22 protein-coding genes are annotated in these 25,309 nt (G+C 72.5%); 9 read left to right on the top strand and 13 right to left on the bottom strand.

The window, feature by feature from the left end; all coding sequences use genetic code 11:
- The first annotated feature begins 33 nt into the window (after window positions 1–33).
- Entirely contained in the window at window positions 34–237 is a 204-nt protein-coding gene (locus tag AOQ37_RS10285) for a hypothetical protein (RefSeq protein ID WP_062643455.1), read from the top strand.
- Window positions 238–371: 134 nt separating this feature from the next.
- Window positions 372–1,262 (top strand): Gfo/Idh/MocA family protein, encoded by an 891-nt coding sequence (locus AOQ37_RS10280; protein WP_062643453.1) that lies wholly within the window; start codon window positions 372–374, stop codon window positions 1,260–1,262.
- Window positions 1,263–1,328: 66 nt separating this feature from the next.
- Here AOQ37_RS10280 and AOQ37_RS10275 read toward each other — a convergent pair whose 3' ends face one another.
- Window positions 1,329–2,216, bottom strand: coding sequence for a GNAT family N-acetyltransferase (locus AOQ37_RS10275; protein WP_062643451.1), 888 nt, complete (start codon window positions 2,214–2,216; stop codon window positions 1,329–1,331).
- A 231-nt stretch (window positions 2,217–2,447) separates the two neighbouring features.
- Between AOQ37_RS10275 and AOQ37_RS10270 the strand changes: the two genes are divergently transcribed.
- Window positions 2,448–3,542 (top strand): PP2C family protein-serine/threonine phosphatase, encoded by a 1,095-nt coding sequence (locus AOQ37_RS10270; protein WP_062643449.1) that lies wholly within the window; start codon window positions 2,448–2,450, stop codon window positions 3,540–3,542.
- Here AOQ37_RS10270 and AOQ37_RS10265 read toward each other — a convergent pair.
- Entirely contained in the window at window positions 3,499–5,742 is a 2,244-nt protein-coding gene (locus AOQ37_RS10265) for an MMPL family transporter (protein WP_062643447.1), read from the bottom strand. The two genes, AOQ37_RS10270 and AOQ37_RS10265, sit on opposite strands and share 44 nt — an antisense overlap.
- Before the next feature lie 148 nt (window positions 5,743–5,890).
- Here AOQ37_RS10265 and AOQ37_RS10260 point away from each other — a divergent pair, with 148 nt between their 5' ends.
- A complete protein-coding gene (locus AOQ37_RS10260) occupies window positions 5,891–6,097 on the top strand; it encodes a hypothetical protein (RefSeq protein ID WP_062643445.1) in 207 nt (68 codons plus the stop codon).
- A 63-nt stretch (window positions 6,098–6,160) separates the two neighbouring features.
- Window positions 6,161–7,564: a Si-specific NAD(P)(+) transhydrogenase gene (sthA, locus tag AOQ37_RS10255; RefSeq protein WP_062643443.1), complete on the top strand. Its 1,404-nt coding sequence runs from the start codon at window positions 6,161–6,163 to the stop codon at window positions 7,562–7,564.
- A 57-nt stretch (window positions 7,565–7,621) separates the two neighbouring features.
- Here sthA and AOQ37_RS10250 read toward each other — a convergent pair whose 3' ends face one another.
- A complete protein-coding gene (locus AOQ37_RS10250) occupies window positions 7,622–8,083 on the bottom strand; it encodes a DUF5709 domain-containing protein (protein WP_062643441.1) in 462 nt (153 codons plus the stop codon).
- 331 nt (window positions 8,084–8,414) lie between these two features.
- On the opposite strand from AOQ37_RS10250, the gene AOQ37_RS10245 reads away from it, so the two are divergent.
- Both AOQ37_RS10245 and AOQ37_RS10240 read left to right on the top strand, forming a co-directional pair.
- Entirely contained in the window at window positions 8,415–9,887 is a 1,473-nt protein-coding gene (locus AOQ37_RS10245; RefSeq protein ID WP_062643439.1) for an APC family permease, read from the top strand.
- Window positions 9,888–9,898: 11 nt separating this feature from the next.
- Window positions 9,899–10,858, top strand: coding sequence for a hypothetical protein (locus AOQ37_RS10240; RefSeq protein WP_062643437.1), 960 nt, complete (start codon window positions 9,899–9,901; stop codon window positions 10,856–10,858).
- 94 nt (window positions 10,859–10,952) lie between these two features.
- Here AOQ37_RS10240 and prcB read toward each other — a convergent pair whose 3' ends face one another.
- The 4 genes from prcB to AOQ37_RS10220 form a co-directional block, all read right to left on the bottom strand.
- Window positions 10,953–11,819, bottom strand: a complete 867-nt coding sequence (prcB, locus tag AOQ37_RS10235; RefSeq protein WP_062643435.1) for a proteasome subunit beta — start codon at window positions 11,817–11,819, stop codon at window positions 10,953–10,955.
- A gap of 88 nt (window positions 11,820–11,907) precedes the next feature.
- Entirely contained in the window at window positions 11,908–14,250 is a 2,343-nt protein-coding gene (locus AOQ37_RS10230) for a glycoside hydrolase family 65 protein (RefSeq protein WP_062643433.1), read from the bottom strand.
- A complete protein-coding gene (locus AOQ37_RS10225; protein ID WP_062643431.1) occupies window positions 14,247–15,023 on the bottom strand; it encodes a beta-phosphoglucomutase family hydrolase in 777 nt (258 codons plus the stop codon). Before AOQ37_RS10225 ends, AOQ37_RS10230 begins: the two co-directional genes overlap by 4 nt.
- Before the next feature lie 70 nt (window positions 15,024–15,093).
- Window positions 15,094–15,489: a YybH family protein gene (locus AOQ37_RS10220; RefSeq protein WP_062643429.1), complete on the bottom strand. Its 396-nt coding sequence runs from the start codon at window positions 15,487–15,489 to the stop codon at window positions 15,094–15,096.
- 65 nt (window positions 15,490–15,554) lie between these two features.
- Between AOQ37_RS10220 and AOQ37_RS10215 the strand changes: the two genes are divergently transcribed.
- Both AOQ37_RS10215 and AOQ37_RS10210 read left to right on the top strand, forming a co-directional pair.
- Complete coding sequence (locus AOQ37_RS10215) at window positions 15,555–16,235, top strand: nucleoside/nucleotide kinase family protein (protein ID WP_062643428.1); 681 nt, start codon at window positions 15,555–15,557, stop codon at window positions 16,233–16,235.
- 10 nt (window positions 16,236–16,245) lie between these two features.
- On the top strand, window positions 16,246–16,881 hold the full coding sequence (locus AOQ37_RS10210; RefSeq protein WP_062643426.1) for a DUF6461 domain-containing protein: 636 nt from the start codon (window positions 16,246–16,248) through the stop codon (window positions 16,879–16,881).
- On the opposite strand, the gene AOQ37_RS10205 is transcribed toward AOQ37_RS10210, so the two are convergent.
- The 6 genes from AOQ37_RS10205 to AOQ37_RS10180 form a co-directional block, all read right to left on the bottom strand.
- Complete coding sequence (locus AOQ37_RS10205; RefSeq protein WP_062643424.1) at window positions 16,871–18,706, bottom strand: hypothetical protein; 1,836 nt, start codon at window positions 18,704–18,706, stop codon at window positions 16,871–16,873. The two genes, AOQ37_RS10210 and AOQ37_RS10205, sit on opposite strands and share 11 nt — an antisense overlap.
- A 69-nt stretch (window positions 18,707–18,775) precedes the next feature.
- Window positions 18,776–20,494 carry a hypothetical protein gene (locus tag AOQ37_RS10200; protein WP_062643422.1) on the bottom strand — a complete coding sequence of 573 codons (1,719 nt, stop codon included), beginning with the start codon at window positions 20,492–20,494 and terminating at the stop codon, window positions 18,776–18,778.
- Window positions 20,495–20,496: 2 nt separating this feature from the next.
- The gene (locus tag AOQ37_RS10195; protein WP_062643420.1) at window positions 20,497–21,399 is read right to left on the bottom strand and encodes a carbohydrate ABC transporter permease; all 903 of its coding nucleotides are present in this window, start codon (window positions 21,397–21,399) and stop codon (window positions 20,497–20,499) included.
- Complete coding sequence (locus AOQ37_RS10190) at window positions 21,396–22,307, bottom strand: carbohydrate ABC transporter permease (RefSeq protein ID WP_062643418.1); 912 nt, start codon at window positions 22,305–22,307, stop codon at window positions 21,396–21,398. The genes AOQ37_RS10195 and AOQ37_RS10190 overlap by 4 nt, the downstream gene beginning before the upstream one ends.
- Before the next feature lie 122 nt (window positions 22,308–22,429).
- A complete protein-coding gene (locus tag AOQ37_RS10185) occupies window positions 22,430–23,752 on the bottom strand; it encodes an extracellular solute-binding protein (protein ID WP_062643416.1) in 1,323 nt (440 codons plus the stop codon).
- Between the two features lie 279 nt (window positions 23,753–24,031).
- Complete coding sequence (locus AOQ37_RS10180) at window positions 24,032–25,165, bottom strand: ROK family transcriptional regulator (RefSeq protein WP_234436853.1); 1,134 nt, start codon at window positions 25,163–25,165, stop codon at window positions 24,032–24,034.
- Between the last annotated feature and the right edge of the window lie 144 nt (window positions 25,166–25,309).

Genomic DNA, 25,309 nt, shown 5'->3' with positions numbered 1-25,309 from the left:
CCCGGCATGGCGTCGTCTGCCGAGGAGAGAACCGTGCTCTGGGTCGCCGTGCTGTTGCTGCCCCTGCTGTCCGTGCTGATGGCGGTCATGGACCGGGTCGAGGACCGCCTGCTCACGCCGGTCCCGGCCAAGCGGCGCCATGCCGGGCGCCGGCGCCATCTCCGCCTGGTCCGGGGTACCCCCGCCGCCGGCCCGATGGCGGACGACTCCGGCTCGGCGGAGGCCCGGGCGGCCTGACCGGCCCCGCGGGCACCCACCGGGGTGTCCCGGAAGGCGCCGGTGTGCGAGGCTCGCGGGCGGAGTGAGGACGTCATCCCCCCCACCCCTCGGTCATGGCGTCACGTCGGTCGGCATCAGGGAGAGTCAGCGGTATGCGTATCGGTCTGCTCGGCACCGGCCCCTGGGCGCGGATGGTCCACGCCCCCGTCCTGGAAGCGCACGGCGCGCTCGACTTCGTCGGCGTCTGGGGCCGGCGCCCGGAGGCGGCGAAGGAACTCGCCGACCGGCACGGGACACGGGCCTACGACGAGGTGGACACCCTCCTCACGGAGGTGGACGCGGTGGCCGTCGCGCTTCCCCCGGACGTCCAGGCGCCGCTCGCGGTGCGGGCCGCCGCGGCCGGCTGTCATCTCCTGCTCGACAAGCCCGTCGCCGCGACGGTTGCGGGAGCGCGGGCCGTGGTCCGGGCCGTCGAGGAGACCGGGGTCGCCTCGGTCGTCTTCTTCACCACCCGTTTCCTGCCCGAGGCCGGTGCCTGGATCGCCGAACAGGCGCAGGCCGGGGGATGGTTCACGGGACACGCGCAGTGGCTGGGCGATGTGTTCCACGGGACGGGCGACCACCCCTTCGCCACGCCCTGGCGCGGTGAGAAGGGCGCGCTGTGGGACGTCGGTCCGCACGCGCTGTCCGTGCTGCTGCCGGTCCTCGGCGACGTCCGCCGGGTGTCGGCCGCGGCCCGCGGTCCCCGCGACACCGTCCATGTGGTCCTGGACCATGTGGACGGCGCCTCCAGCACCCTGACGCTCAGCCTGACCGCCCCGCCGGCGGCGACGGGCGCGGGCGTGGAACTGCGCGGGACGGCCGGGGTGACCCGGCTCCCCCACGAGGGCGGCGACGCCGCCGACGCCCTCACCCGGGCCGCCGACGCGCTGCTCGCGTCGGCCCGGGACGGCCGACCGCACGCCTGCGACGCCGCGTTCGGCCTGCGCGTCACGCGGATCCTGGCCGACGCCGAGGCACTGCTGGCGGGCGGCGCACGCTGACCCACCGACAGCGGAGCCCGCGGGACACGACCTGGCGGGTGGTGTCCCACGGGCTCCGCCGGGCCGTCAGCGCACCTCGAAGTTCACCCGCTCCCGCACGATCGGATAGCCGGCCTTCGCGAAGTGCGCCGCCATCGGGAGGTTCCCCTGGTCGGTGGCGGCGGCGATGAACTCGGCGCCCCGCTCGACGAGATAGTGGGTGCACTCGGCGAGCAGGTCGTAGGCGAAGCCGTGACCGCGATGCTCGGGCAGCACGCCGATGAAGCCGACGCAGGGCCCCGAGGGGTTGTGGGCCGGGATGTGGATCCCGGCCAGTTCTCCTGCCGGGGTGCGGGCGACCTGCCACCACTCGCGCGGGGAGGGGCACCAGCGGAAGAAGTCGATCTCCTCCTGGGCGGCCTGGTCGAGGCCGCCCGCCGCGATGGCCTTGCGGGCGTGGGCGTCGAGGGTGTCGGAGTGGATGCGGCGCAGGGCGTCGAAGAACACCGCGTCGTCCGGTTCCGGGGCGAAACGCAGGCGGCCGGGACGGTCGGGCAGCCCGCACTCCGGGGTCCACCGGTACACGAAGCGTTCCACCAGCGGGGTGTGGCCGGCCGCGCGCGCGGCGGCGTGCCGGGCCTCGGAGGCGGCCCGCATGACGGGGTCCTCGCGCCAGCCGCCCGGCATGACGAGTTCCAGGCCGACCTGCCACGGAGCGGTGCGCAGGAGTTCGGCCGCGGCCTCCTCCTCGCCGTCGGCGAAGTCGAACCACTCCACGACGAGCGGTTCGCCGTCCTCGGGCCCGCCCCACCAGACGGCGCGGGCGACGACCCGGCCGTCCCGCAGGGCGACCCGCTTCCAGTCGGGCCGGTAATCGATCCTGCCGAAGGCGTCGGCGGCGCGCAGCGGGTCGGGCAGGGTGTCGAACAGATGGACGTCGCTCTCGTCGAGAGCGCGGATGACCAGATCGGTCACGGATTCCTCCGGGTCGCGTACGGCGTGGTGCGCTCCCGGGGGCGTCGGACGGGGGTCAGACGCGGCACGCCGGGGTCACGGAGCGGGAGCGCGGGATGTCTGCGGTTCGCATGGCGCTCGCCTCCTTCCGTGGGTGTCCGGGCGTGCGCTCACACGCTAGGGGGTGCTCCTTGATCGCGTCCACCGGTTTTTCGGCGTGCGCCCGCCTCGGCCACGGTGGAGCGTGGGGATGTGGGACGACAACTCGACGGGGAACGGCGGAGCTGGCTGCGGGGCGCGCCGCCGCCGCGCTGGGTGCGGGCGCTGCCGCTCCTCCTGGTCGCGGGCGTGTGCGCCGCCACGCTGGCCAGCCCCGAGCCGCTGGACATCGGGTTCATGCTGGGCGCGATCCCGCCGCTGGCGGTGCTGTCGTACGGTCCTGCGGCGACCGCGCTGCTCGGCGCGGTCGTGGTCGTGATGCTCGACCTGCCGGCGCTCCAGCTCGACCGGCCGGGCCGGACCGATGTGCTGACGGTGTCCTTCGTCGCGGTGCTGAGCGTGTTCGTGGCGTTCGTCCGGCGTCGGAGGGACGCCCAGCTGGACACCGAGCGCACGATCGCCGAGGCCGCGCAGAACGCCGTCGTGCCGCCGGTCCCGGAGCGGGTGGGTGCGGTGCGCTGCGCGGGTCTGTACCGGGCGGCGCAGCGCGGGACGCTGGTCGGCGGTGACTTCTTCGACGTCCGCACGAGCGCCTACGGGGTGCGGGCGGTGCTGGGCGACGTCCAGGGGCACGGGCTGGCGGCGGTGGCGACGGTGGCCTCGCTCCTGGGGGCGTTCCGGGAGGCGGTGCTGGACCAGCCCGACCTGGCGCGGGTGGCCGCCCGCCTCGACCGGCGGCTGACCGTGGACTCGGCGCGGGTCACGCACGCCGAGCTGTTCGCGACGGCGGTCCTGCTGGAGTTCACGCCGGACGCGGACGCCGTGCGCGTGGTCGTCTGCGGGCATCCCCCGCCGGTGCTGCTGCGCGGGGACACCGCCACCGAGCTGGACGTCGTCCCGTGGACTCCCCTGGGGCTGGGTCTCCCGGAGGGCGCCCCGCTCACGGCCCGGGTGGTGCGGCTGCTCCCCGGCGACCGTCTCTTCCTGGCCTCCGACGGCGTCTCGGAGGCCAGGGACGCCGCCGGAGTCTTCTACCCCCTGCTCGACCGGCTGCCCGCGCTCGCCGCCGGCGCCGACCCCGCGACGACGACCGAGCGGGTGTGGCGGGACGTCCGGCGGCACTGTCCCGCCGTCCGAGACGACGTCACGATGCTCGCTCTCGCGCCGGTGGGTCCGGCGGACCGCTGAGGGTCTCCGCGTCGCCCTCGGCGTCGATGTGCGGCAGGATCCGGTCCAGCCAGTGCGGGGTCCACCAGGCGCGCGCCCCCAGCAGGGTCATGACGGCGGGCACCATGAGCAGCCGTACCACGGTGGCGTCGATGAGCACGCTGACGGCGAGGCCGAGGCCCAGCATCTTGACGACGATGTTGTCGCTGATGATGAACGCCGAGAACACGCTCACCATGATCAGGGCCGCGCAGGTGATGACCCGGGCGGTGATCTCCAGGGCGTGGGCGACCGAGTCCTTGGCGTCGCCGGTGCGCATCCATGCCTCGTGCACCCGGGACAGCAGGAAGATCTCGTAGTCCATGCTGAGGCCGAAGATGATCGCGAACATCATCATCGGCACATAGCTCTCGATGGGCACGTCGCCGTGGACGCCCAGCGCGGGCCCGCCCCAGCCCCATTGGAAGACGGCGACGACCACGCCGTACGAGGCGGTGATCGACAGGACGTTGAGGACGGCGGCCTTGACCGCGACGAGGAGGCCGCGGAACACCGCGAGGATGATCAGGAAGGCGAGCAGGACGACCACGCCGATGATCAGGGGCAGCCGGCTGGCGACGATGTCGCGGAAGTCGACCTGGGCGGCCGTGGTGCCGGTGACATAGCCCTTGGCGTCGTACCCGGAGACCGCGTCGGGGAGGGTGTCGTCGACGAGCCGGTTGGTCAGGGCGGTGGTGCTCGCGTCCTGCGGGGCCTGCTGGGAGTAGACGGTCGCGAGCAGCACGTCGCCGTCGCTGGTGGGGGTCAGGGGGGTGACCGTGGCCGCGCCGGGCACCGCGCCCAGTGTCTTCTGCGCCTGGGCGGAGAGGTCGGAGCGTTTGTCGGACGGGACGTCGCTCTGGTCGATGACGACGGTGAGGGGACCGTTGGAGCCGGGCCCGAAGGCGTCGGTCATCAGGTCGTAGGCCCGCCGGTCGGTGAACGAGGTCGGGTCGGCGCCGTCGCCGATGTGGCCGAGCTGGATGGAGAAGACCGGGATGGCGAGGATCGCGATGACGGCGACTCCGGCGCCCAGGTACTCCCAGGGCCTGCGTTCGACGCGTCTGGCGTAGCGGTGCCAGGTGCCGTGCGGGGTGGCGCCCGGTTCGGCGTCGGTCTCGGCGACCGGTTTCCGGACGTGGTAGCGGTCGATGCGTCTGCCGATGAGCCCGAGGAGGGCGGGCACGAGGGTGAGGGCGCCGATGACGGCGGTGACGACGGTGACGGCGGCGGCGAGTCCGAGTTTGCCGATGAAGGACACCCCGGACGCGTACAGGCCGGCCAGCGCGATGATCACGGTGGTGCCGGACACCAGCACGGCCCGCCCGCTGGTGGCGTTGGCGTGTCCGGCGGCCTCGGCGGGGTCGGCGCCGTCCATGAGGTTCTGCCGGTGCCGGGTGGTGAGGAAGAGGGCGTAGTCGATGCCGACGCCCAGTCCGATCATGGTGGCGAGGGTCGGCGAGACGGTCGCGAAGGTGAAGGCGGCGGCCAGCAGCCCGAGGCAGGCGAGCCCTCCGACCACGCTGATCAGGGCGGTGACCAGGGGCAGTCCGGCCGCGATGACACTGCCGAAGCCGACGAGCAGGACGACGATGGCGACCGCGAAGCCGATGAGCTCGCTGATCCGGTCGTTCGGGGCGGGGCGGGCCAGTTCGCCGAGCGATCCGCCGTACTCGACGTCGGCACCGGCCGCCCGCAGCGGCTGGACGGCCTTGTCGACGCCGTCCAGGTAGTCGTCGCCGAGGGTGGAGGGCTGTACGTCGAAGCGGACGGTGACGTACGCGGTCTTTCCGTCGCCGGAGACCGGGCCGACCTTCGACGAGGTCACGGAGAGCGGGTTCACGGCCGTGAGCACGTGGGGGAGCTTCTGGAGGTCGCCGACGGCGGTGGACAGCTGGGAGCTCAGCGTGGTCACGGGCTGGTCGTCGTGCAGGACGATCTGGCTGCTGTAGCCGCCGGCCTGCGGGTCGTGCGCCTTGAGCACGTCCAGGCCGTCCGTGGACTGCACGCCCGGCAGCTGGAAGTTGTCCTCGTAGGTCCCGCCGACGGAGCGGTTGACCGCCTGGAGGGCCACGACGGCCACGACCCAGGCGACGATGACGATCAGGAAGTGACGGGCGCACCAGGCACCGAGCCTGCGCAGTCCCCCGCGGTGCGGTTTCCCGGCGGTGGTGGGAGCCATGGGGCCATTAGACGCCGGGTGGATCTTCCCGGCATCTCGGGCCGGAGCTGATCGGGATTGCAGGCTGCGGCTCCAGGATGAATGGTGTTAGTGGACCCGATGACCGCACCGGGCCGAAGCCTCCCTTCGGACGCGAGGAGCAGACATCATGCCGACGTCAGAACCCGGCGCCGCCCAGCCCTCCCCGGACCGCGCCACCCCGGACAACCTGCTCCACACGCGTACCGGCACCGAGGTGTCGCCCGAGGACATGGTCCTCGTCACCGGCCGGGACCTCACCCCGCGCAATCTCGAGTGGGCCAGGCGCAAGCTCGCCGAGGAGGGACCCACCGCGATCGAGAAGCTGCTGCCCTAGTCATTCGGGGCAATCGGGGCTCACCCTTTCGCGGCGGGCCCCGCGGCTGCCAGACTCCCGAGGATGCCCGACTTCGACATGCTCGTCCTCGGATCAGGTCCCGGCGGCCAGAAGGCCGCCATCGCCGCGGCCAAACTGGGCCGCCGGGTCGCCGTCGTCGACCGCCCCGACATGGTCGGCGGGGTCTCCCTCCACACCGGCACCATTCCCTCCAAGACCCTGCGCGAGGCGGTGCTCTACCTCACCGGTCTCACCCAACGGGACCTGTACGGACAGAGCTACCGCCTCAAGGAGAACATCACCGTCGCCGATCTGACCGCCCGTACCGAGCACGTGGTCGGGCGGGAGATCGATGTCATCCGCAGTCAGCTGTCCCGCAACCACGTCGCCCTGTTCGCCGGCACCGGCCGGTTCGTCGACGACCACACCGTCTGTCTGCGGGAGATCACCGGGAACGAGCGGCTGATCAGCGCCGAGCACGTCGTGATCGCCACCGGGACGCGGCCGGCCCGGCCGGACAGTGTGGAGTTCGACGGGCGGACCATCCTCGACTCCGACAACGTCCTGACGATCGAGCGCGTCCCGCAGTCCATGGTGATCGTCGGGGCGGGTGTGATCGGCATGGAGTACGCGTCCATGTTCGCCGCGCTCGGCAGCAGGGTCACGGTGGTGGAGAAGCGGGCCGGGATGCTCGACATGTGCGACGTCGAGGTCATCGAGTCGCTCAAGTACCACCTGCGGGACCTGGCGGTGACGTTCCGTTTCGGGGAGACCGTCGCGGCCGTGGAACGGCACGCGCGGGGTGCGCTGACCGTGCTGGAGAGCGGCAAGAAGATCCCGGCCGACGCGGTGATGTACTCGGCCGGGCGGCAGGGCCTGACCGACGAACTGGATCTGGACAAGGCCGGGCTGGCGGCGGACCGGCGCGGCCGGATCGAGGTCGACGAGCACTACCGCACGCCGGTCCCGCACATCTACGCGGTGGGGGACGTGATCGGTTTCCCGGCGCTCGCGGCCACGGCGATGGAGCAGGGCCGGGCGGCCGCCTACCACGCGTGCGGAGAGCCCGTCGGGCAGATGCACCATCTCCAGCCGATCGGCATCTACACGATCCCGGAGATCAGCTTCGTGGGCCGGACGGAGGACCAACTCACCGAGGACAGCGTGCCGTTCGAGGTCGGCATAGCCCGCTACCGCGAACTGGCCCGCGGGCAGATCATCGGTGACGCCCACGGCATGCTGAAACTGCTGGTCTCGCCCGGGGACCGGAAACTGCTCGGGGTGCACTGCTTCGGCACCGGGGCGACCGAGCTGATCCACATCGGGCAGTCGGTGATGGGCTGCGGCGGGACCGTCGACTACCTGGTCGACGCGGTATTCAACTACCCGACGCTGGCGGAGTCGTACAAGGTCGCCGCTCTCGACGCCACCAACCGGCTACGGCAGTTGGACCGCATCGGTGACTGACGGGCGGGCGGGCGGCCGGCAGGCGCGCGACCGGCCGACGGGCGCGCGCCGGGCCGCTCATTCCTCCACGATGTGGACGGCGGCCTCCTCGGCGCCCGCCGCTCCGCCGTCGATGCCCACGTCCCGGGCGATCTCCTCCTTGGTGGCCTCGGGGTGGGCGCCCTCGTCGGGGGCGACGAGCCGGCCCGCGCGCCGGTCACCGACCTCGGCGTCGACGGGTTCGCCCTCGCCGCCGGGCAGGTCGCCGACGCCGTCACCGGCCGGTTCCGCGACGTCCGGGACCTCCTGGGCGAGGCGCTGGTCGAGGCTTTCGCCGTCGTGCTGTTCGGCCGCGGTGGTGCCGTACCTGGTCACGCCGAGCGGCTTCTCGGGCGGGGACCAGCCCTCGTCGAGGGCGTCGTCGTAGGTGCGTTCGCCGACGGCGTCCTGGAGGTCGAGCGGGGCGGCGTCCTGCTGCTCCTCGTTCGTCCCGGTGGGCTGGTAGACGTCGTCGCCCCTCGCCCCGGACTCCGTACCCATGGGTTGCTCCTTCGCCTTCGGGGGCTGTCGTTCTCCCCGTCCGCGTTTCCCGTGCGGGCCGCTCCAATCGCGGCACATGCCACCCGCACGAGCGGGAGCGGAACTTACCCGTCCGTCAATCTTGAAAGCTCAATCGGTGGGGCTATAGTCACTCGCACACTCGGTGTGACCGCCCGTGAACACAGTGCTGGGACGGTCCCCTCCGCGCCCCGCCCCGCCGACGCCCCGAGGTCACCCCCTCGCGACACGCGGCGGCGCCTCACCCCTCACCCCCCTACGCCGCCGGGTCGTCCCCGCCCGGGCGGCGCGCACGACGGAAAGCAGCGCGACCATGAGCAACCGCACCGGAAGAGGCCTCCAGGCGAACGTACTGGGCACCTTCGACACGGTGGTGATGGCGGTCGCCGGCAGCGCGCCGGCCTACTCCATCGCCGCCACCACGGCCGTCCTGACCGGCGCCGTGGGTCTGGCCGGGCCGGCGGCGCTGCTGTACTGCGCGATACCGATGCTGGGCATCGCGCTGGCCTTCAGCCGGCTCAGCCGGATCGACGTCAACGCGGGGGCGAGCTACTCCTGGGTGGGACGCACGCTGCACCCCTTCCTCGGCTTCCTCAGCGGCTGGGCGCTGGTGATCTCGGCGACCATCTTCATGGTGGCGGGCTCCCTGCCGGCCGGGTCGATGACGCTCGCCCTGTTCGACGAGGGCCTCGCCGACAGCACGGTGCTGTCGACGGTCGTCGGCGCCGCCTGGTTCCTGGTGATGCTGGCGGTGGTGCTGGGCGGGGCCCGGCTCACCGTGCGCGCACAGCTCGTCATGTCCGGTGTGGAGCTGGCGATCCTGGCCCTGTTCGCGGTGCTCGCCGTCTTCCACACGGACAACGCGCTGTCCTTCGACCGGTCCTGGCTCGGGTTCGGCCATTTCGACGGGGTGTCCGGCTTCGCGTCGGGCGCGCTGGTCGCCGCGTTCTACTACTGGGGCTGGGACGTGAGCAGCAACCTCAGTGAGGAGACGCGCGACAGCCGCCGTACGACGGGCCTGGCGGGGCTGATCGGGGTCGGCATCGTCTTCCTCCTCTTCGAGGTCTTCACCATCGCGGTGAACGTCGTCCTCGGCTCGCGGCGCGTCCAGGACGAGGGCGCGAACGTGCTGGCGGCGCTCGGCGAGGAGGTGTGGCCCGGCTGGGGCGGCAAGATGCTGGTCGTGGCCGTGCTGCTGTCCACCGTGGCCACCCTGGAGACGACCCTGATCCAGGTCACGCGCTCGCTGTTCGCGATGGGCCGCGACCGTACGATGCCGTCCGCGCTGGGCCGGGTGCACCGCACCTGGAACACGCCCTGGGTGGCCGTCGTGGTGGTGGGCGTGGTGGCGCTGGTGCTGTTCGTGGCCTCCAACGCCCTGGGCTCGGTGGGCGACATCCTCGCCGACGCCATCTCGGCGATCGGCCTCCAGATCGCCGTCTACTACGGTCTCGCGGGCCTGGCGGCGGTCGTCGCGTACCGCAGGACGCTGCTGAGGTCCCCCTCCGACTTCGTCCTCGGCGGTCTGTGGCCGCTGTTCGGCGCCGTGTTCATGTTCTGGATCTTCGTGGAGTCGCTCGGTGAGCTGGCCCCCGCGGCGGTCGCGATCGGCATCGGCGGGCTCGCCGCGGGACTGGTGCCGATGCTCTGGTACTGGCGGAAGGGCAGCGACTACTACCGGCCCGCACGGCTGGACGCCGCACGCACCGTCGAGGCCGACTACGTGCCCGAGGGGCGCCCGACCACGCGCTCCGGCGGCCACGAGGGCCTCTCCACCGACTTCTGAGAGGGGACCTGATGGCTCGCGACCGTTTCGCTCCCGACTTCGACCCCGACTGCGGGGACGCTCCCCTCTCCGCCACCCGGCACGACATCGTCATCGGCCGCTGGCAGGGCCCGCGGGACCTGCTGCGCGCCACCGGCCCCGACCGGCTCGCCCGCGGCCACCGGGTCCGGCTGCTGGCGCAGGCCTGCGCGGGCAGTTCGACCGTGGAGACCTGGCTGGCCGCCGAACCGCACAGTGCCGACGCGCTGGTGCTGCGGGCGGCCACGGAGACCGCCCGGGCGTTCAACCTGGCGATCGCCGCGGGCCGCGGCGTGCCGATCGACCAGAGCCGGACAGACGGCGCGGTGCTGGCGTGTCTGGCCGCCGCCGAGGCCTGCCCGGACGACCCGACACCCTGGACCTCGCTGATCTCGGTCGCCCGCCTCTATCCGGCCGGGGTACGGCGACAGGAACTGGCCCGCTGGTGGGACGAGTTGTACCAGCGGGATCCGTACAGCATGGAGGGCCACCTCCAGGTGCTGCACTACTACTCCGCCCGCTGGCACGGCTCGCACGGGCTGATGTACGACTTCGCCCGTGACGCGGCCGGCTCGGCCCCGCCCGGCTGTCCGCTGCCGGTGCTGGTGCAGTACGCGCGCGTGGAGGAGTTCCGCCACGCCCTCGACACCTCGCACGAGCGCTCCGGCGCGGTGGGCCTCGGCCAGCACTGGACCAACGACGGCGCCGTCGGCGACGTGCGCCGCACCTGGGAGCGCTGGATCACCGGCCGCAAGGAGGACGCCGTCGCCCCGGGCGAGCTGCGTGACGTCAACTACCTCGCGCACGCCGCGTGCTGGGCGGGGGCCGCGGAGGTGGCGGCGCCCCTGCTGCGGATCCTCGGCCACCGGGCGACCCGCACTCCCTGGTCGTACACCGGCGACCCGGTCCAGCAGATCACCAGACGCCGCAAGGAACACGGCGTACGCGCCTGAGCCCGCCCCTCCCCCGCCGCACGGCCCCGGAGCGGCCGGTCCCAGATCTCGTCGACTCGGCGTCGACACCCCCGACGGCAGGCTACGGCTACGGCTACGACGCGGGTGGTTCGGTGGCGTGGGGGCCGTCCGGCCTGTCCCGGCGCTGTTCGACCATCTCGTGGCTGAGCCGCTCCGTCTCCGCCGCGGACAGCCGCTCGAAGCCCTCCTCGGTGATGACCGAGACGATCGGGAAGATCCGACGGCCGATGTCGGGGCCGCCGGTCGCGGAGTCGTCGTCGGCCGCGTCGAACAGCGCCTGGAGCGCGGCCAGCGCCGCCTCGCGCCGGGACATACCGGCGCGGTACAGCTTCTTCAACGCCCCGCGGGCGTAGGGGGATCCGGAGCCCTCGGCGTGGAAGGGCGTCTTCTCGTAGAGGCCGCCCGCCACGTCGAAGCTGAAGATGCGGCCCCCGGCCCCCGGGGCGGCGGCCGTGTCGTAGCCCGCGAGGAGGGGGACGACGGCGAGGCCCTGCATGGCCTGGCCGAGGTTCTGCCGGATCATCGTGGCCAGTCTGCGGGCCTTCGCGCCGAGGGTCATGGGGATGCCCTCGACCTTCTCGAAGTGCGCGAGCTCGACCTGGTACAGCTTCACCATGTCCACGGCGAGGCCGACGGTGCCGGCGAAGGCGACGGCGGTGTGCTCGTCGGCCGGGTGCACCTTCTCCAGGTCGCGCTGCGCGATGAGGTTGCCCATCGTGGCCCGGCGGTCGCCGGCGATGAGCACACCGTCGCGGTAGACGAGGGCCAGCACCGTCGTACCGTGCGGGAAGCCGTCCGCCCCGCCCCGCACACCGTCGGCGAACGGGCCACGCGTCGGCAGCAGTTCGGGACGGTGCGCCGCCAGGAACTCGCCGAACGACGAGCCGCCCGCCGTGAAGAACTCGTCCGCGAGCCGTCCCTCGTGCCCACTCTGCGCCATGCCGTTCCCCCTCGCCGCCTCCGACTCCTCCCCTACCTACCAGCACCCGGCGGCCGGGAAACACACCGCCGGACACCGGGCCGGCGGCTCAGCGGGTGTTCGGCCCGCGATGCGGGGGCTGCCGGGGTGTCGGCCGGTCCGGCACGGGCGGCAGGGCGCGCACCACGGGTCCGTCGCCGTTCACCAGCACGGGGGCGCCGTGGTGCTGGATCGTCAGGGGCGAGCCGGACAGCAGGGTGTACGTGGCCTTGTCCGGGCCTATCTCCACCCGCAGGCGGCGGCCGAGGAGTTGGACGCTGAAGGCGAGACGGCTGAACCGCTCCGGCAGCCGGGGCGCGAACCGCAGGCCCTCGCGGTCACCGCGCAGCCCGCCGAACCCGGCGACCAGGGCCATCCAGGTGCCCGCCAGGGACGCGATGTGCAGCCCGTCGCGCGTGTTGTGCTCCAGGTCGGCCAGGTCCATCAGCGCGGCCTCGGTCGTGTAGTCGTAGGCCAGCTCCAGATGGCCCGACTGGGCGGCGATCACCGCCTGGCTGCACGCCGAGAGGGAGGAGTCGCGGACGGTCAGGGGCTCGTAGTAGGCGAAGTTGCGGGCGATCTGCTCCTCGTCGAAGTGGTCGGCGCAGGTGTACATCGCCAGCACCAGGTCGGCCTGCTTGACGACCTGTTTGCGATAGAGGTCGAAGTACGGGAAGTTGAGCAGCAGGGGGTACTGGTCGGGCCGGGTGCCGGCGAAGTCCCACTGCTGGTAGCGGGTGAAGCCCGCGTGCTGTTCGTGCACGCCGAGTTCGTGGTTGTAGGGCAGGTGCACCGCTTCGGCCGCGTCGCGCCAGGCCGCGCTCTCCTCCGCGTCCACGCCGAGCCGGGCTGCCTCGCCCGGGTGCCGTGCGACGACGTCGGCGGCGGCGAGGAGGTTCGCCCGGGCCATGAGGTTGGTGTAGGTGTTGTCGTCGGCGACCGCGCTGTACTCGTCGGGCCCGGTGACGCCGTCGATGTGGAAGGTGCCGTGCGCGTCGTGGTGGCCGAGCGAGCGCCACAGCCGGGCGGTCTCCACCAGCAGTTCGACACCGGTGGCCGCTTCGAAGTCCCGGTCCCCGGTCGCGGTGACGTAGCGGACCACGGCGTCGGCGATGTCGGCGTTGACATGGAAGGCGGCGGTTCCGGCCGGCCAGTACGCCGACCCTTCCGAACCCTCGATCGTCCGCCAGGGGAACGCGGCGCCGCGCAGGCCGAGTTGGACGGCCCGTTCGCGGGCGGCGGGCAGGGTGTTCTGCCGCCAGCGCAGGGCCTCGGCGACGGCGCCGGGCGCGGTGTAGGTGAGCAGGGGCAGCACGAAGGTCTCGGTGTCCCAGAAGGCGTGGCCGTCGTAGCCGGACCCGGTCAGCCCCTTGGCGGGGATGGCGCGTTGCTCGGCGCGGGCACCGGCCTGGAGCACGTGGAAGAGCGCGAAGCGGACGGCCTGCTGGATCTCCTCGTCACCGTCGACCTCGACGTCCGCGCGAGACCAGAAGTCGTCGAGGTAGGCGCGCTGGTCCTCCAGCAGACCCGCCCAGCCGCTGTGCCCGGCCGCCGCGAGGGCCGCCTCGACCTGGTCGCTCATCGCGGGCCGGGAGCGGGCGCCCGACCAGCCGTGCGCGACGAGCTTCTCCACCCGCAGCGTCTCGCCGGGCTCCAGCACGGAGGTGACGGTCAGCCGGGCGACGTCGACGTTGCTCTCGCTGTCGACGGTGGTCCGCTCGGGGCCGGTGACCTCGTGGTCGGCGGCGACCGCCACCCGCAGCCCGCTGCGCTTGGTGCGGTGGACGAGCCGCAGCCGACGGCCGACGGCCACGTCCTCCTCCGGCTCCAGCGGTGACTTCAGGGCCCGGGCCGCACGCGGGTCGCCGTTCGGGTCGGGCAGGCTCTCGTTGGTGACCAGCTCGGACTGGATCACCACCCGGGAGCTGCTGCCGACGGCCTCCACCTCGTAGGCGACGGCGGCCACGGCCCGCTGGGTGAGCGAGACCAGCCGGGTCGAGCGCACCCGGACCGTGGACCCGGCGGGCGAGGTCCACTCACAGGTCCGTTCGAGGACGCCCCGGCGCAGGTCGAGCACCCGCTCGTGGGTGACGAGCCGCCCGTAGCGCAGGTCGAACGGCTCGTCGTCGACCAGCAGCCGAAGGATCTTGCCGTTGGTGACGTTGATGACGGTCTGCCCGGACTCCGGGTAGCCGTAGCCCGCCTCGGCGTAGGGCAGCGGGTGAAGTTCGTGCACACCGTTGAGGTAGGCGCCGGGCAGCCCGTGCGGCTCGCCCTCGTCCAGATTGCCGCGCCAGCCGACGTGCCCGTTGGAGAGTGCGAAGACGGACTCGCTCTGGGCCAGGACGTCGAGGTCGAGCCGCGTCTCGCGTACGCACCAGGGCTCGACCGTGTAGGACCGGTCCGTGATCACTGCCGCTCCCCCCGGTCGCCCTCGACGCCACCCGCGAGGTCGGCGAGGTCCGCGAGGTCCTTCACCACGATGTCCGCGCCGTGCGTGTAGAGCGCGTCGGTCTGCCCGACCCGGTCGACACCGACGACGTACCCGAAGTTCCCGGCGCGGCCCGCGTCCATCCCGGCCAGCGCGTCCTCGAAGACGGCCGCCCGCGACGGCTCGACGCCGAGATCGCGGGCGGCGGCCAGGAACGTGTCGGGGCGCGGCTTGCCCGGCAGATCCCGCTCGGCCGCCACGACGCCGTCGATCCGCACCTCGAAGAGGTCCTCGGCGTCGATCGAACGCAGCACGTCGCGGGTGTTGGCGCTGGAGGAGACGATCGCCGTCCGCAGGCCGCGCGCGCGGGCCGCCGCGATGTAGCGCAGGGTGCCGTCGTACGGCTCGACGCCCTGGGTGCGGATCTTCTCCAGGAGCAGTTCGTTCTTGCGGTTGCCCAGCCCGTGGACGGTCCGCGCGTCGGGCGGGTCACCCGGTTCGCCCTCGGGCAGTTCGATGCCCCGGGAGGCGAGGAAGGTGCGGACGCCGTCGGCGCGGGGGCGGCCGTCGACGTACTCGCCGTAGTCGTGGGTCTCGTCGAACGGGCGGAAGTCGTCGTCCCCGCGCGCGTACAGGAACGCGTCGAAGGTCTCCTTCCAGGCGGCCGCGTGCACCACGGCCGTTCGGGTGACGACCCCGTCGAGGTCGAAGAGACAGGCCTGGATCGTTGCGGGGAGACCGAGCGTCGACGTCATAGGGCCCTCGTTCCCCCACATCGGGTCTCTCACCGGGGTCTCTCGCGGGTGTGTCGCGCGCCACACGCGGTCAGTCGTGCGGGAAGGAGTGGTGTTCGTGGGCGATGAGCCAGCGGCCGTGCTCCTTGCGCAGCCCGAAGGTGAGCCGCAGCCGCAGGCTCGGACACTCGGCGAGCTCCTCGGGCGTGCCGCAGCGCAGCAGCGCGTGGGCGTAGGCGACGTCGTGACCCGCGGTGACGTCGAGGGTGTCGATGTCGAAGCGGGCGCCCTGCGCCTGCCAGACGAAGAAGGGCGGCCAGGTCGCGCGGTAGGCGGCGAGGCCCCGGATTCCCTCGTGGGGCGCGGGCACGTCGTACATCACCAGGTCCTCGGCGTGCTGGTCGAGGACGGTGTCGAGGTCGCCCCGGTGGACGGCGTCGGCCCAGCGGGTGATCAGGGTGCGGATCTGCCGCTCGTCGTCGGACACGGTCGGCCTCCTTTCGTCGCGGATCTCCGTGGGGTCTCCTTCCAGAGACTGCGACACTCTGCTGTGTGCTCACTTTCGACGATCTGCTGGTCCGGGCCCGTGTTCTCGCCGGGGACGGCGGCCGGCGCGTACTCCTCGGGATCGCGGGCAGTCCGGGCGCGGGCAAGACGACGCTCGCCGAGGGCCTGGTGCGCGAGCTGAACGGCGCCGGGGACCCCTGGGTCGCGCACGTGCCGATGGACGGCTTCCATCTCGCCGACGTCGAACTCGACCGCCTCGGCCGACGGCACCGCAAGGGTGCGCCCGACACCTTCGACGCGGCGGGGTACGCGGCCCTGCTGCGGCGGCTGCGGGAGGAGACGGACGGCGCGGACCCGGTGTACGCGCCGGGCTTCGAGCGGGAGCTGGAGCAGCCGCTCGCGGGGGCCGTGCCGGTTCCGCCGACGGCCCGCCTGGTCGTCACGGAGGGCAACTACCTCCTGCTCGGCACGGGGGCGTGGGCGCGGGTCCGGGACGCGCTGGACGAGGTGTGGTTCTGCGAGTCCGACGAGGACGAGCGCGTCCGCCGGCTGATCGCCCGGCACGAGCGGTTCGGCAAGGGCCACGAGGAGGCGGTGGAGTGGGTGCGGCGCAGTGACGAGCGCAACGCCGAACTGGTGGCGACGACGAGGGACCGCGCCGATCTGGTCGTGCCGCTGCCCGTGCCGCCCCGGCCGTCCGGGGGCGTTGTCGGTGCCGCGGGTTAGCTTCGAGCCCATGACCGACGGAATCGTGTGGCTGGTGGATCTGGACGGCTGGATGTCCAGCGTCGTGTTCGCGCGCGGGATCTCCCCCGAGGAGCTGGCCCGCCGCATGGGCGCCGACCCGGGCGGGGCCACCGAGCCGATCACCGACGCCGAGGTGTGGCGGCTCGGGATCACGCAGTGGCGGCCGGCCGAGGACGGGGACGGCGTGGTCCGGGTCGGCAGCTCCGGGGAATGGTCGTTCGCCCTGGAGTACGGGGACTCGACCGGCGGGGACCTGCTGGCGGAGATGTCGCGCGGCGGCGTGGAGGTCGTGCGGTACGTGCCGCCCCAGGAGCACCCGCCCGCCGACGTCCACTACGCGCGCGACGGCGTGTTCGTCACCGGCTACGGGCTGCGCGAGGAAGTGTGGCGGTGGGGCGCGGAGCCGGATCTGCTGCTGCCCGACCTGATCGCCGCGGGCATCCTGTCCCGTGACGGGAACACCTTCCTCCCGCCGGAGGACGAGGACCACCGCACGGGCTACCGGCGCAGCCTCGGCGTCGTGGAGCGGCGGTTCGGACTGTCCCTGTCCCCCGCGTTCCTGCACGACGCCCGGCTGCCCGCGTACGCGGTGCGCGGCACCCCTCGGATGACGCTCAGCCCCTGACGGCGGCGCGCAGCGTCAGCGTCGGCTCGGCGTGCTCGTCGTCCGGGCCGAGGACGGCGGTGAAGGCGTCCGTCCGCACGGTCAGGCCCTCCGCGGCCCACTCGACCGCGACGCTCAGCGGCTCCTCGGTGCCGTGGCACACCGCGAACACGTGCAGGTCGTCCGGCGCGTCCGGGAGCGGTCCCGCCTCCAGGGCCGTCGAGCTGACCAGGTGGCGCCAGCCCTCGTCGGGGTTGCCGTAGCCGCGCGGATCGGCGGCGAGCGCGAAGGCGGCCTCCTGCTGGGTGAGTCCGGCGCGCGCGTCGAAGTGCTCGGCGCCCTCGGCCTCGGGGTGCGTGAGGCGCAGGCCGCCCGGCGAGGAGACGGCGCCGTGCGCGGTGCGCCGGACCCGGTCGCCGTCGTCCTCGGCGTACGGCAGGCCGGCCAGCAGGTACGGCGTGCCGTCGAGGCGCTCCACGGCGACCGTCGTCCACAGGACGGTGCCGTCGGTGACGTACAGGGAGCGCACGCTGCGCAGGACGTGGTCGCGGCCGACGACCGGCTTGGTGACCAGCTTGGCCGTCAGGCCCCCGGCCCGGGCGTCGCGGACCCGGACCTCGCCCATCGGCCGGCACAGCAGGAAGCCGTCGGTGACGGGGCCGAAGCCGTGCTGGCGGTCGACGGCGGCGGGCAGGTAGTAGGTCCCGGCCGCCTCGACGACCGCCGGGGTCATCCGGTCGTCGAAGGCCACCGAGACCGTGCCGGAGCGCAGCTGGTGCCGTGCGGAGCCGGTGGACGGCTCGCGGTGCCAGCGGGTGGCGTCCTGGATCTGCCAGACCAGCATCCACGCGAAGTGGCCGTCGACGCCGCCGTCCGCCTTGACGGCGTGCCGGGCCCAGCGGCTGTCGCCCCGGTAGCGGCCCAGGTCGGCGCCGATCCGGGCGCCGAAGTAGCGCAGGCCCAGTACGGACTCGAAGGCGGAGTGCTGCTCGCTGTAGCGGGGGCCGCCGTTGTCGAAGCCGCCGACGGTGAGCCGGGCGTCGAGGTAGCGGGCGAGCGCCTCCCCGTCCTCGGCGAAGACCTCCTCGCCGCTGATCCGGTGGGCCTGGGCGAGGAAGGAGAGGGAGATCGGGCCGTAGTTGTTGTCGTAGGCGCCGCCGTGCTCGGGGGGCAGCAGGGCGCCCCGGTCGCGGACCCGGTGGGCGCGGATCTCGTCGCGGTACAGCGCGAGGGCCCGGGCGCGGACCGGCTCGCCCTCCTCCGGCGGGAGGTGGCGGGCCAGCATCAGGCCGCCGACCACGCAGCCGATCGCCTGGTTGCCGGCCTCCTGGGGGTTGAAGAAGGTCGCCTCGGTCAGCCAGCTCCAGTAGCCGCGTGCCACGTCGAGGAGTTCGGCGCGCTGGTCGTCCGGCACCGGGCCGTCGGCCAGGTCGAGGACGTTCACGGCCTGGAGCAGCGCCCAGACCGTGCTCGGCCAGTCGCCGACGGGGTGCGCGCCGGGTGCCAGGGTGTAGCGCGCGTAGGGGAGTCCGGATTCGCGCACCCGAAGGTTCGGGTAGCCCGGGTTGTCGTCCCGGTAGACCCGCTCGCGCAGGTGGAAGGCGAGGCTGCGGCGTACCGCCTCCGGCAGCCGCGGGTCCTCGGTGCGCCGCCAGGCCAGGGCCAGCAGGGAGGTGATGCCGAGCGAGGTGTCGCCGATGTCGTCGACACAGTCGGGGTGCTCCAGGCTGCCCTGCGGGGTCAGGCGGCGCAGCGCCTGCTCGCTGACGTCGGCGAGGACGGCGTCGTACGCCTGCGGGGTGTCGGGCAGGTCGTGCAGCGGGCCGCGCTGGTGGAGGAGGTACACGGGAGGGGACGGGAGGTGCACGGGGATCAGCCCTTCATGCCGGAGATGGCCATGGCGTGGGTGTCGGAGTCACACGGCGGGTGCGGGCCGGCGGGCGCGCAGTGCGAGGGTCAGGGTGTGCGGGCCGAGTCCGCCGAGGTGGACGCGGTTCCCGGTCGTGGCGTCGGTGCCGCCCACCACGGTGTGGTCCTGCCCCGGGTCGTAGCGCAGGACGTCGCTCCGGTCCGGACCGGCCAGGGGTTCGCCCGCCTCGACGTGGGCCTCGACCCGGATCTCGTCGTAGCCGACCCGATAGGTCGTCGGGCCGGTCGTCAGGCACCGGCGTCCGTCGCCGATCGGTACGGCGCCCTCGAACGAGCCGCCCGGCCGGAAGGTCAGTTCGAGGGCCCAGGGCACCGGTGGTCCGCTGATGTCGATCCGCAGGTCGGCACCGTCGTCCCGCAGGTCCACGTCGACGCGGGTCGTGTGGGAGATCTCGTCGCGAGGCCGGTCGGGGAAGGCCATCGCGGCCGAGAAGCGTCCCTCGTCCACCAGCCGGTAGGCGCCGTCGTCCCGTCTGCGTTCCTTCGGGAGCGGCTGGTAGTAGGCGGCCGTGACGGTCTCGGTGAGCCGGTATCGGTGGGCGGCGAGCCGTCGCATCTCGGCGGCGCGGAACGGGCCGAGGTCGAAGAACCCCCGTGAGAGGCGGACCGCGTCGAGGACGGCGTCGCCGGCGAACAGGCGCAGGAAGGTGGGGTTGCACGCGAGGCCCGAGCGGACGCGCCGGTGCCCCGGCACGTCGGAGCCGCCGTACACCACGGTGTGCGCGGTGGCGGAGGCGTGCCGGGCGAGGCGCGCGGTGGTGAGGTACCGCTCGCGCGGCAGGGTCTCCGGCTCCGGGGCCGGCAGGAGGCGGCACAGGTCCGGGGTCAGGAGGGTCTGGGCGAGCAGGTCGCAGTCCTCGATGCCGTCGGCGGCCGCCAGCAGTGCCGCCCGGGCGAAGTCGCCCCGGCCGGTGCGGATCGCGAGCAGCCGGTAGTGCGGCAGGTAGGGCGCCAGCGGGAACGGGTGGTTCTGGTCCTGCCGTCGCGAGTGGACGGTCTCCACCGTGCGGTCCGGCCTGATGAGGTCCAGGGTCGTGGCGAGATGGCGTTCGACGGCGTCCTGGAGGTCGGCGCGGCCGAGCACGTCGGCCAGCAGCAGCAGCGACGGGTTGGACACATGGCTCGCGTAGACGGCGCTGCGTTCCGAGTACAGGCCCTCCGCGTCGATGTCGACGCCCTCGGCGAGCCACTCCCCGACGCGGTCGAGGAGCCGTGCGTCCGGGAACGACCGGTGCAGCCGGGCCAGCGCCGCGCACAGCTCCCAGCGGTGGTTCGGGGTGTGCGCCCCGCCGGTCAGGAGAGGACCGGCGGCGGCGCGGGCGATCCCGGCGAGCGCGGCCGTGACCTCGCGCAGTTCCGGTCCCGCGCCGGCGGCGAGGACGTGCGCGTCGCACACGTCGTTGACGGTGAAGGCGGAGTCCGGCGGTGACTGCACGTTGTCGCCGCCCGCGAAGAGGCCGGAGGCCGTCTGCACGGCGCGCAGGGCACGCAGGTGGGTCAGCGCGGCGGCGACGGCGGCCGCGCTGCCGTGCAGTGCCGAGTCCCGGCAACGGTACGCCGCGACCAGGGTCTTCACCCGGCGGGCCAGGACGCGGTGGGTCACACCGACGGGTTCCACGTCCGGGACGGCCGCCAGCGGGACGGCCGCCCGGTCGGCCGCGCGGGCCACCGCGCGGCCGAAACCGTGGTCGAGCGGGCTGGGCAAGGTCAGTCCTTCAGTCCGGCGTTGATGTCGGCGCTCATGACGTACCGCTGGAACACCAGGAAGACGGCGATCAGCGGGATCATGGAGATGACCGATCCGCCGAGCAGCACCGACCAGTTGATGTTCTGCGCACCGACGAGGCTCTGGATGCCGATCTGCACGGTGAACTTGTCGGGGTCGTTGAGCATCAGCAGCGGCCAGATGTAGTCGTTCCAGCGCCACTGGAACGACAGGATGGCGAGCGTCAGCATGATGGGCCGGGAGATCGGCACCATGATCCGCAGGAAGATCGACAGTTCGCGGGCGCCGTCGATGCGGGCGGCCTCGACGAGTTCGTCGGGGACCGTCAGGAAGAACTGGCGGAACATGAAGCATCCGGTCGCGGTGAGCACGGCCGGGAGGATGATGCCGCCGAACGAGTTGTAGAGGCCGAGGTCGCGGACGACCAGGAACTCCGGGGCGAGCATGACCTCGGACGGCAGCATCGTGGTGGCCAGGATGCAGAGGAAGAAGAACTTGAGCCACTTGTTGTCGTACTTGGCCAGCGCGTAGCCGGTGCAGCAGCTGGCCCCCACCGTGAGGACCGTCGTGACGACGCACACCAGGGCCGTGTTGACGAAGTACTGCGAGAAGTTGGCGCTGTCCCACGCCGCTTCGTAACCCGACAAAGTGGGGTTGTGCGGCAGCACCGTCAGCGGGAGGGAGAACAGGTCGCCGGCCGGTTTGAAGGAGCTGAGGACGAACCACAGCACCGGGAGCCCGTAGAGAGCCGCCAGGATCCACAGCAGGGTGGTCGCGGACACCGCCCCGCGGAGGCTGCCGCGGCTCGCTCTGCGGGACCGCTTCCCGGGGAGGGCCCGTGCGGAATCGGCGTCGATCTTGCGCGGCGCCTCTGTGGTGGTCATCGGTTCTCCATCCGCCGGTTGACGATCAGCTGGATGATCGCGACGGCCATCAGGATGAGCATGAGCACGAACGACGCGGCGCTCGCGTAGCCGATCTGGCCCGTTTTGAAGCCGGTCTGGTAGATGTACTGGACGAGCAGGTTGTTCGACGTGCCCGGTCCGCCGTTGTTGAGGGCGAGGAAGAGCGGGTATTCCTTCATCGCGTTGATCGTGTTGAGCAGGATGACGATGAAGGACGTGGGCGCGATGCTCGGCAGGGTGATGCTGACGAACTGGCGCCAGGGGCCGGCGCCGTCGAGCGAGGCCGCCTCGTAGTACGAGGTGGGCACGTTCTTGATCGCCGCGATGAACAGCAGCATCGAGAAGGCCGTTCCCCACCAGGCGCCCGCCATCACGACCACGCCCAGCGACAGGTCCGCGTTCGACTGCCAGGCGATCGGGTCTCCGCCGAGCTGTTCGATGACGTAGTTGATCAGTCCGAAGTTCTCACCGAACAGCCACCGCCACAGGACACCCACGACGATGGGCGAGATGAGCCAGGGGATGAAGAAGACGACCCGGGCGACCGTCGCGCCCTTGGCCTGCTTGCTGACCACCAGGTTGGCGATGAGCAGCGAGAGCGCGAAGTTGAGCGGAACGACGAGGACGGCGTACAGCAGGGTCCGGCCCAGCGCGTCGTAGAAGATGGAGTCGCCGAACAGGTTCTGGTAGTTGTCCAGGCCGACGAACCGGAACGCCCCCACGCCCGTGTAGTTCGTGAAGGAGTAGACGAGCCCGATCACCGCAGGCCAGACGAAGAACAGCGAGAAGAGCACGACGTTGGCCGCGATGAGGACGAGCGGCGCAAGGGTGTACTTGCTGCGTCTCCTGGGCGGGCTCGCGGACACGTCCGAGGCGCGTTTTGTCATCTTCCTGACTCCGTGCTGGTGGAAGGGATTGCTGTGGGCTCAGGCCATGAGCCCGACACTGGGTGGGCGCCCGGGCCGGGCGGCGGTGTCTCGTTCCCGCCGCCCGGCCCCCGGTCCTGCGATCAGCCGCCGACCTGCTGGTTGTAGCCGGCCACGATGTTCTCCAGGGCCTTGTCGGCCGACTGCTGGCCGTTGATCGCCTTGCCGAGTTCCGTCTTGGTCGGGTCCTCGGTGAGGCTCTTGCCCTTCAGCACCCAGTTGGTCTGCGCGCTGTTGAAGTAGCCGGAGATCGGGGCGTAGAGCGGGATCGACTCGTTGTAGAGCTTGAACGCCGCCTGCGCCGCCTCGGAGGTGAAGGGGTACTTCGGGTCCAGACCGCTCTCGACCGGCAGGAACCCGGACGCCTCGCACAGCGCCTGGTAGTGGGCCGGCTCGTACAGCCAGGACAGGAACTTCGTCGCGGCGGCGGCCGCGTCGCCGTTGTTGTTGAAGCCGACCGTCATGCCGCCGCTGTTGACATCGCTGGCCTGCACCGGCTGGGCGGGAGTCGGCACGCTCGCCCACTCGAACTTCTTGATGCTCTCCGCGAAGGCGGGCACCTGCCACACGCCGGACCAGTAGGCGACGACGTCACCGCTCTGGAACATGGCCGACGGGTCGGCGCCGCTGGTCCACACCGACTTAGGCATGGTCTTGTCGTCGTTCCACCCGACGAAGGTGTTCACGGCCTTCTTCGTCGCCGCGTCCACCGAGAACTTGCCGGAGGAGTCCGCGTGGACGTACTGCCCGCCCATCTCGTACACCATGGCGCGCAGCCGGGACGGCGACTGGTCGAAGGTCAGGGAGTACTTGGCGCCGGTCTTCTCCCGCACCGTGTCCGCCGCCTTGATGAAGTCGGTCCAGGTCCAGGTGTTCTGGGGCGAGGCGGGGACGGCGACGCCGGCCTTCTCGAACAGCGTCTTGTTGATGAACAGGCCGGACGCGGTGACGTCCGAGGGGATGGACAGCACCTTCCCGGACGAGTCCTTGGCGAGGAAGTTGGCGTTGATCTTGTTGGTCTTGTTGTTGGCGATGGAGCTGAGGTCGATCAGCTTGCTCGACCAGATCGGGTCCAGCGCCGGCACGGCCGCCACGTCGGGCAGGGAGTTCGCCTGCGCGGCGTTGTGCAGCTTCGTCGTGTAGCCGTCGTAGGGGATGTTGACGAGCTTGACGCTGACGCCGGTTTCCTTCTTGTACTGCGCGACCATCTTCTTCCAGCCCGCGTCCTGCCCCGGAACCGTGGAGATCCAGAACGTCAGCGACTTGGAGGTCCCGCCCGAGTCGGAACCCGACCCGCAGGCGGAGAGCAGCAGGGCGCCTGCCACGGCCCCGGCAGCGAGGGGAACAAGGCGGCGTATGCCGCCGCGGCCGAGTCGGCTGGAGCGCCGCACACCCACAGTGGTCATCTTCGATCCCTTTTTTTTCGTCGTAGGGGACGGAGCACGGCGCCGACCGATGCGGCACGGGTGCATTTTGCAGGAGGGTTCGCTTTCCGACGGCGTCGGCCTCGCCCGGCCGTATCGCCTCGACGGGTGGGATCCCCGGCCCCGAGGGCCGTCGTCGCACAAGCGCGCCCTCGTGCGGCTGCCGTACTTCGCGTACAGGCGGGATGCTCAACCCAAGCCGGCGTCCCGACCGACTTAGAAAGCGCTTGTCCGGACATTGGCAGACCGAGTCGCGGGCCGTCAATCCTTGGCCCGCGCGGCCTCGGTCACGGTTTGGACTCCCCGGGCGACCGCGAGCCGCGCGGCACCGGCGACGGTGCCGGTGTCCCCGACGGTGCTGCTGACCACCTCGGTGGGCCAGCTCAGCCGTGCCAGCTCGGCCCGCACACCGGGCAGGAGCCGCGGATCCGCGCCCGTGCTGCCGCCCAGCACGATCAGGCCCGGGTCCAGCACGGCGGTCACGGCGGCGGCCAGCCGGCCCACGTCCGCGGCATGGCGGTCGACGACGGCGCGGGCCGGGGCACGGCCCTCCCCCGCCAGTGCGAAGAGCCGCTCGGTGGTCCGCGGGCAGGGTCCGTCGGCGGCCTGCCAGGCCGCCGCGGCACGGCGCAGCAGGGACCGTGCGCCGATGTACTCCTCCAGGGCCTCCCGGCGCGGCTCACGGCCGTCGTCCCAGGGGTAGGGCAGCCGGGCGAGCTCTCCGGCGGCGCCGTTCGAGCCGCGCAGCACCGAGCCGCCGACGACGATGCCGAGGCCGATACCCACGCCGATCCGCAGATAGCCGAAGGTGTGCCGGCCGACCGCGGCGCCCTCGTGCAGCTCCGCGAGCGCGGCGCAGTTGACGTTGTTCTCCAGGTGGACCGGCACCCCCGGCGGCAGCGCGACGGCCATGGCGTCGAAGACCGGGCCGGCTTTGGCGGTCGCGGGACGCATACCGCTGCCCCGCAGGTCGCGAGCGGCGACATCACCGACGGCGACCACGATGGAGCGCAGCGGGACCCCGCCGGGCAGCGCGGTGAGCGCCTCGCGCACGGCGTCGGCGGCGTCCTCGCGCGAGGCGGTGGCCTCGGCCAGGGGGGTGCCGTCGAGGGCGCAGCCGCGGACCCGGGTGAGGGCGGGGCCGAGGTCGACGGCGAGCACGGCGCCGGCGGCGGGTCCCAGGCCGTACACGGCCGCCGAGCGCCCGGTGCTCCCGGAGGCGGTGCCGGAGTGCGCGGCCAACCGGGCACTCTCCAGTTCGGCGACGGCGGAGGACACCGTCGGCTTGGACAGGCCCGCCAGGCTCGCCAGCTGCGGCCGGGTCGCGCTGCCCGCCCGGGCCAGCACGGCGAACACGGCACTCGCGCTCTCGGTCAGGCGGGGGGCTTCCGCCACGTCGAGTTCCACAGTTTCCCCCACACGGGTACAGGGCCGCGCGCCCGGGCCGATCAACTCGGCGGGCTGCGGCGATGGGATGCTCCGACGTCGCGCGTTCCCGTCCCGCGGCGGCCCGTACGGGAGCCTGGACGGTCGAGTGCG

Source organism: Streptomyces maremycinicus, from assembly GCF_001184025.1.
GTDB classification, from domain to species: Bacteria; Actinomycetota; Actinomycetes; order Streptomycetales; family Streptomycetaceae; genus Streptomyces; species Streptomyces maremycinicus.
The sequence above is the reverse complement of the archived record's forward strand: the minus strand, read 5'-3'. Positions and strand labels throughout refer to the sequence as shown.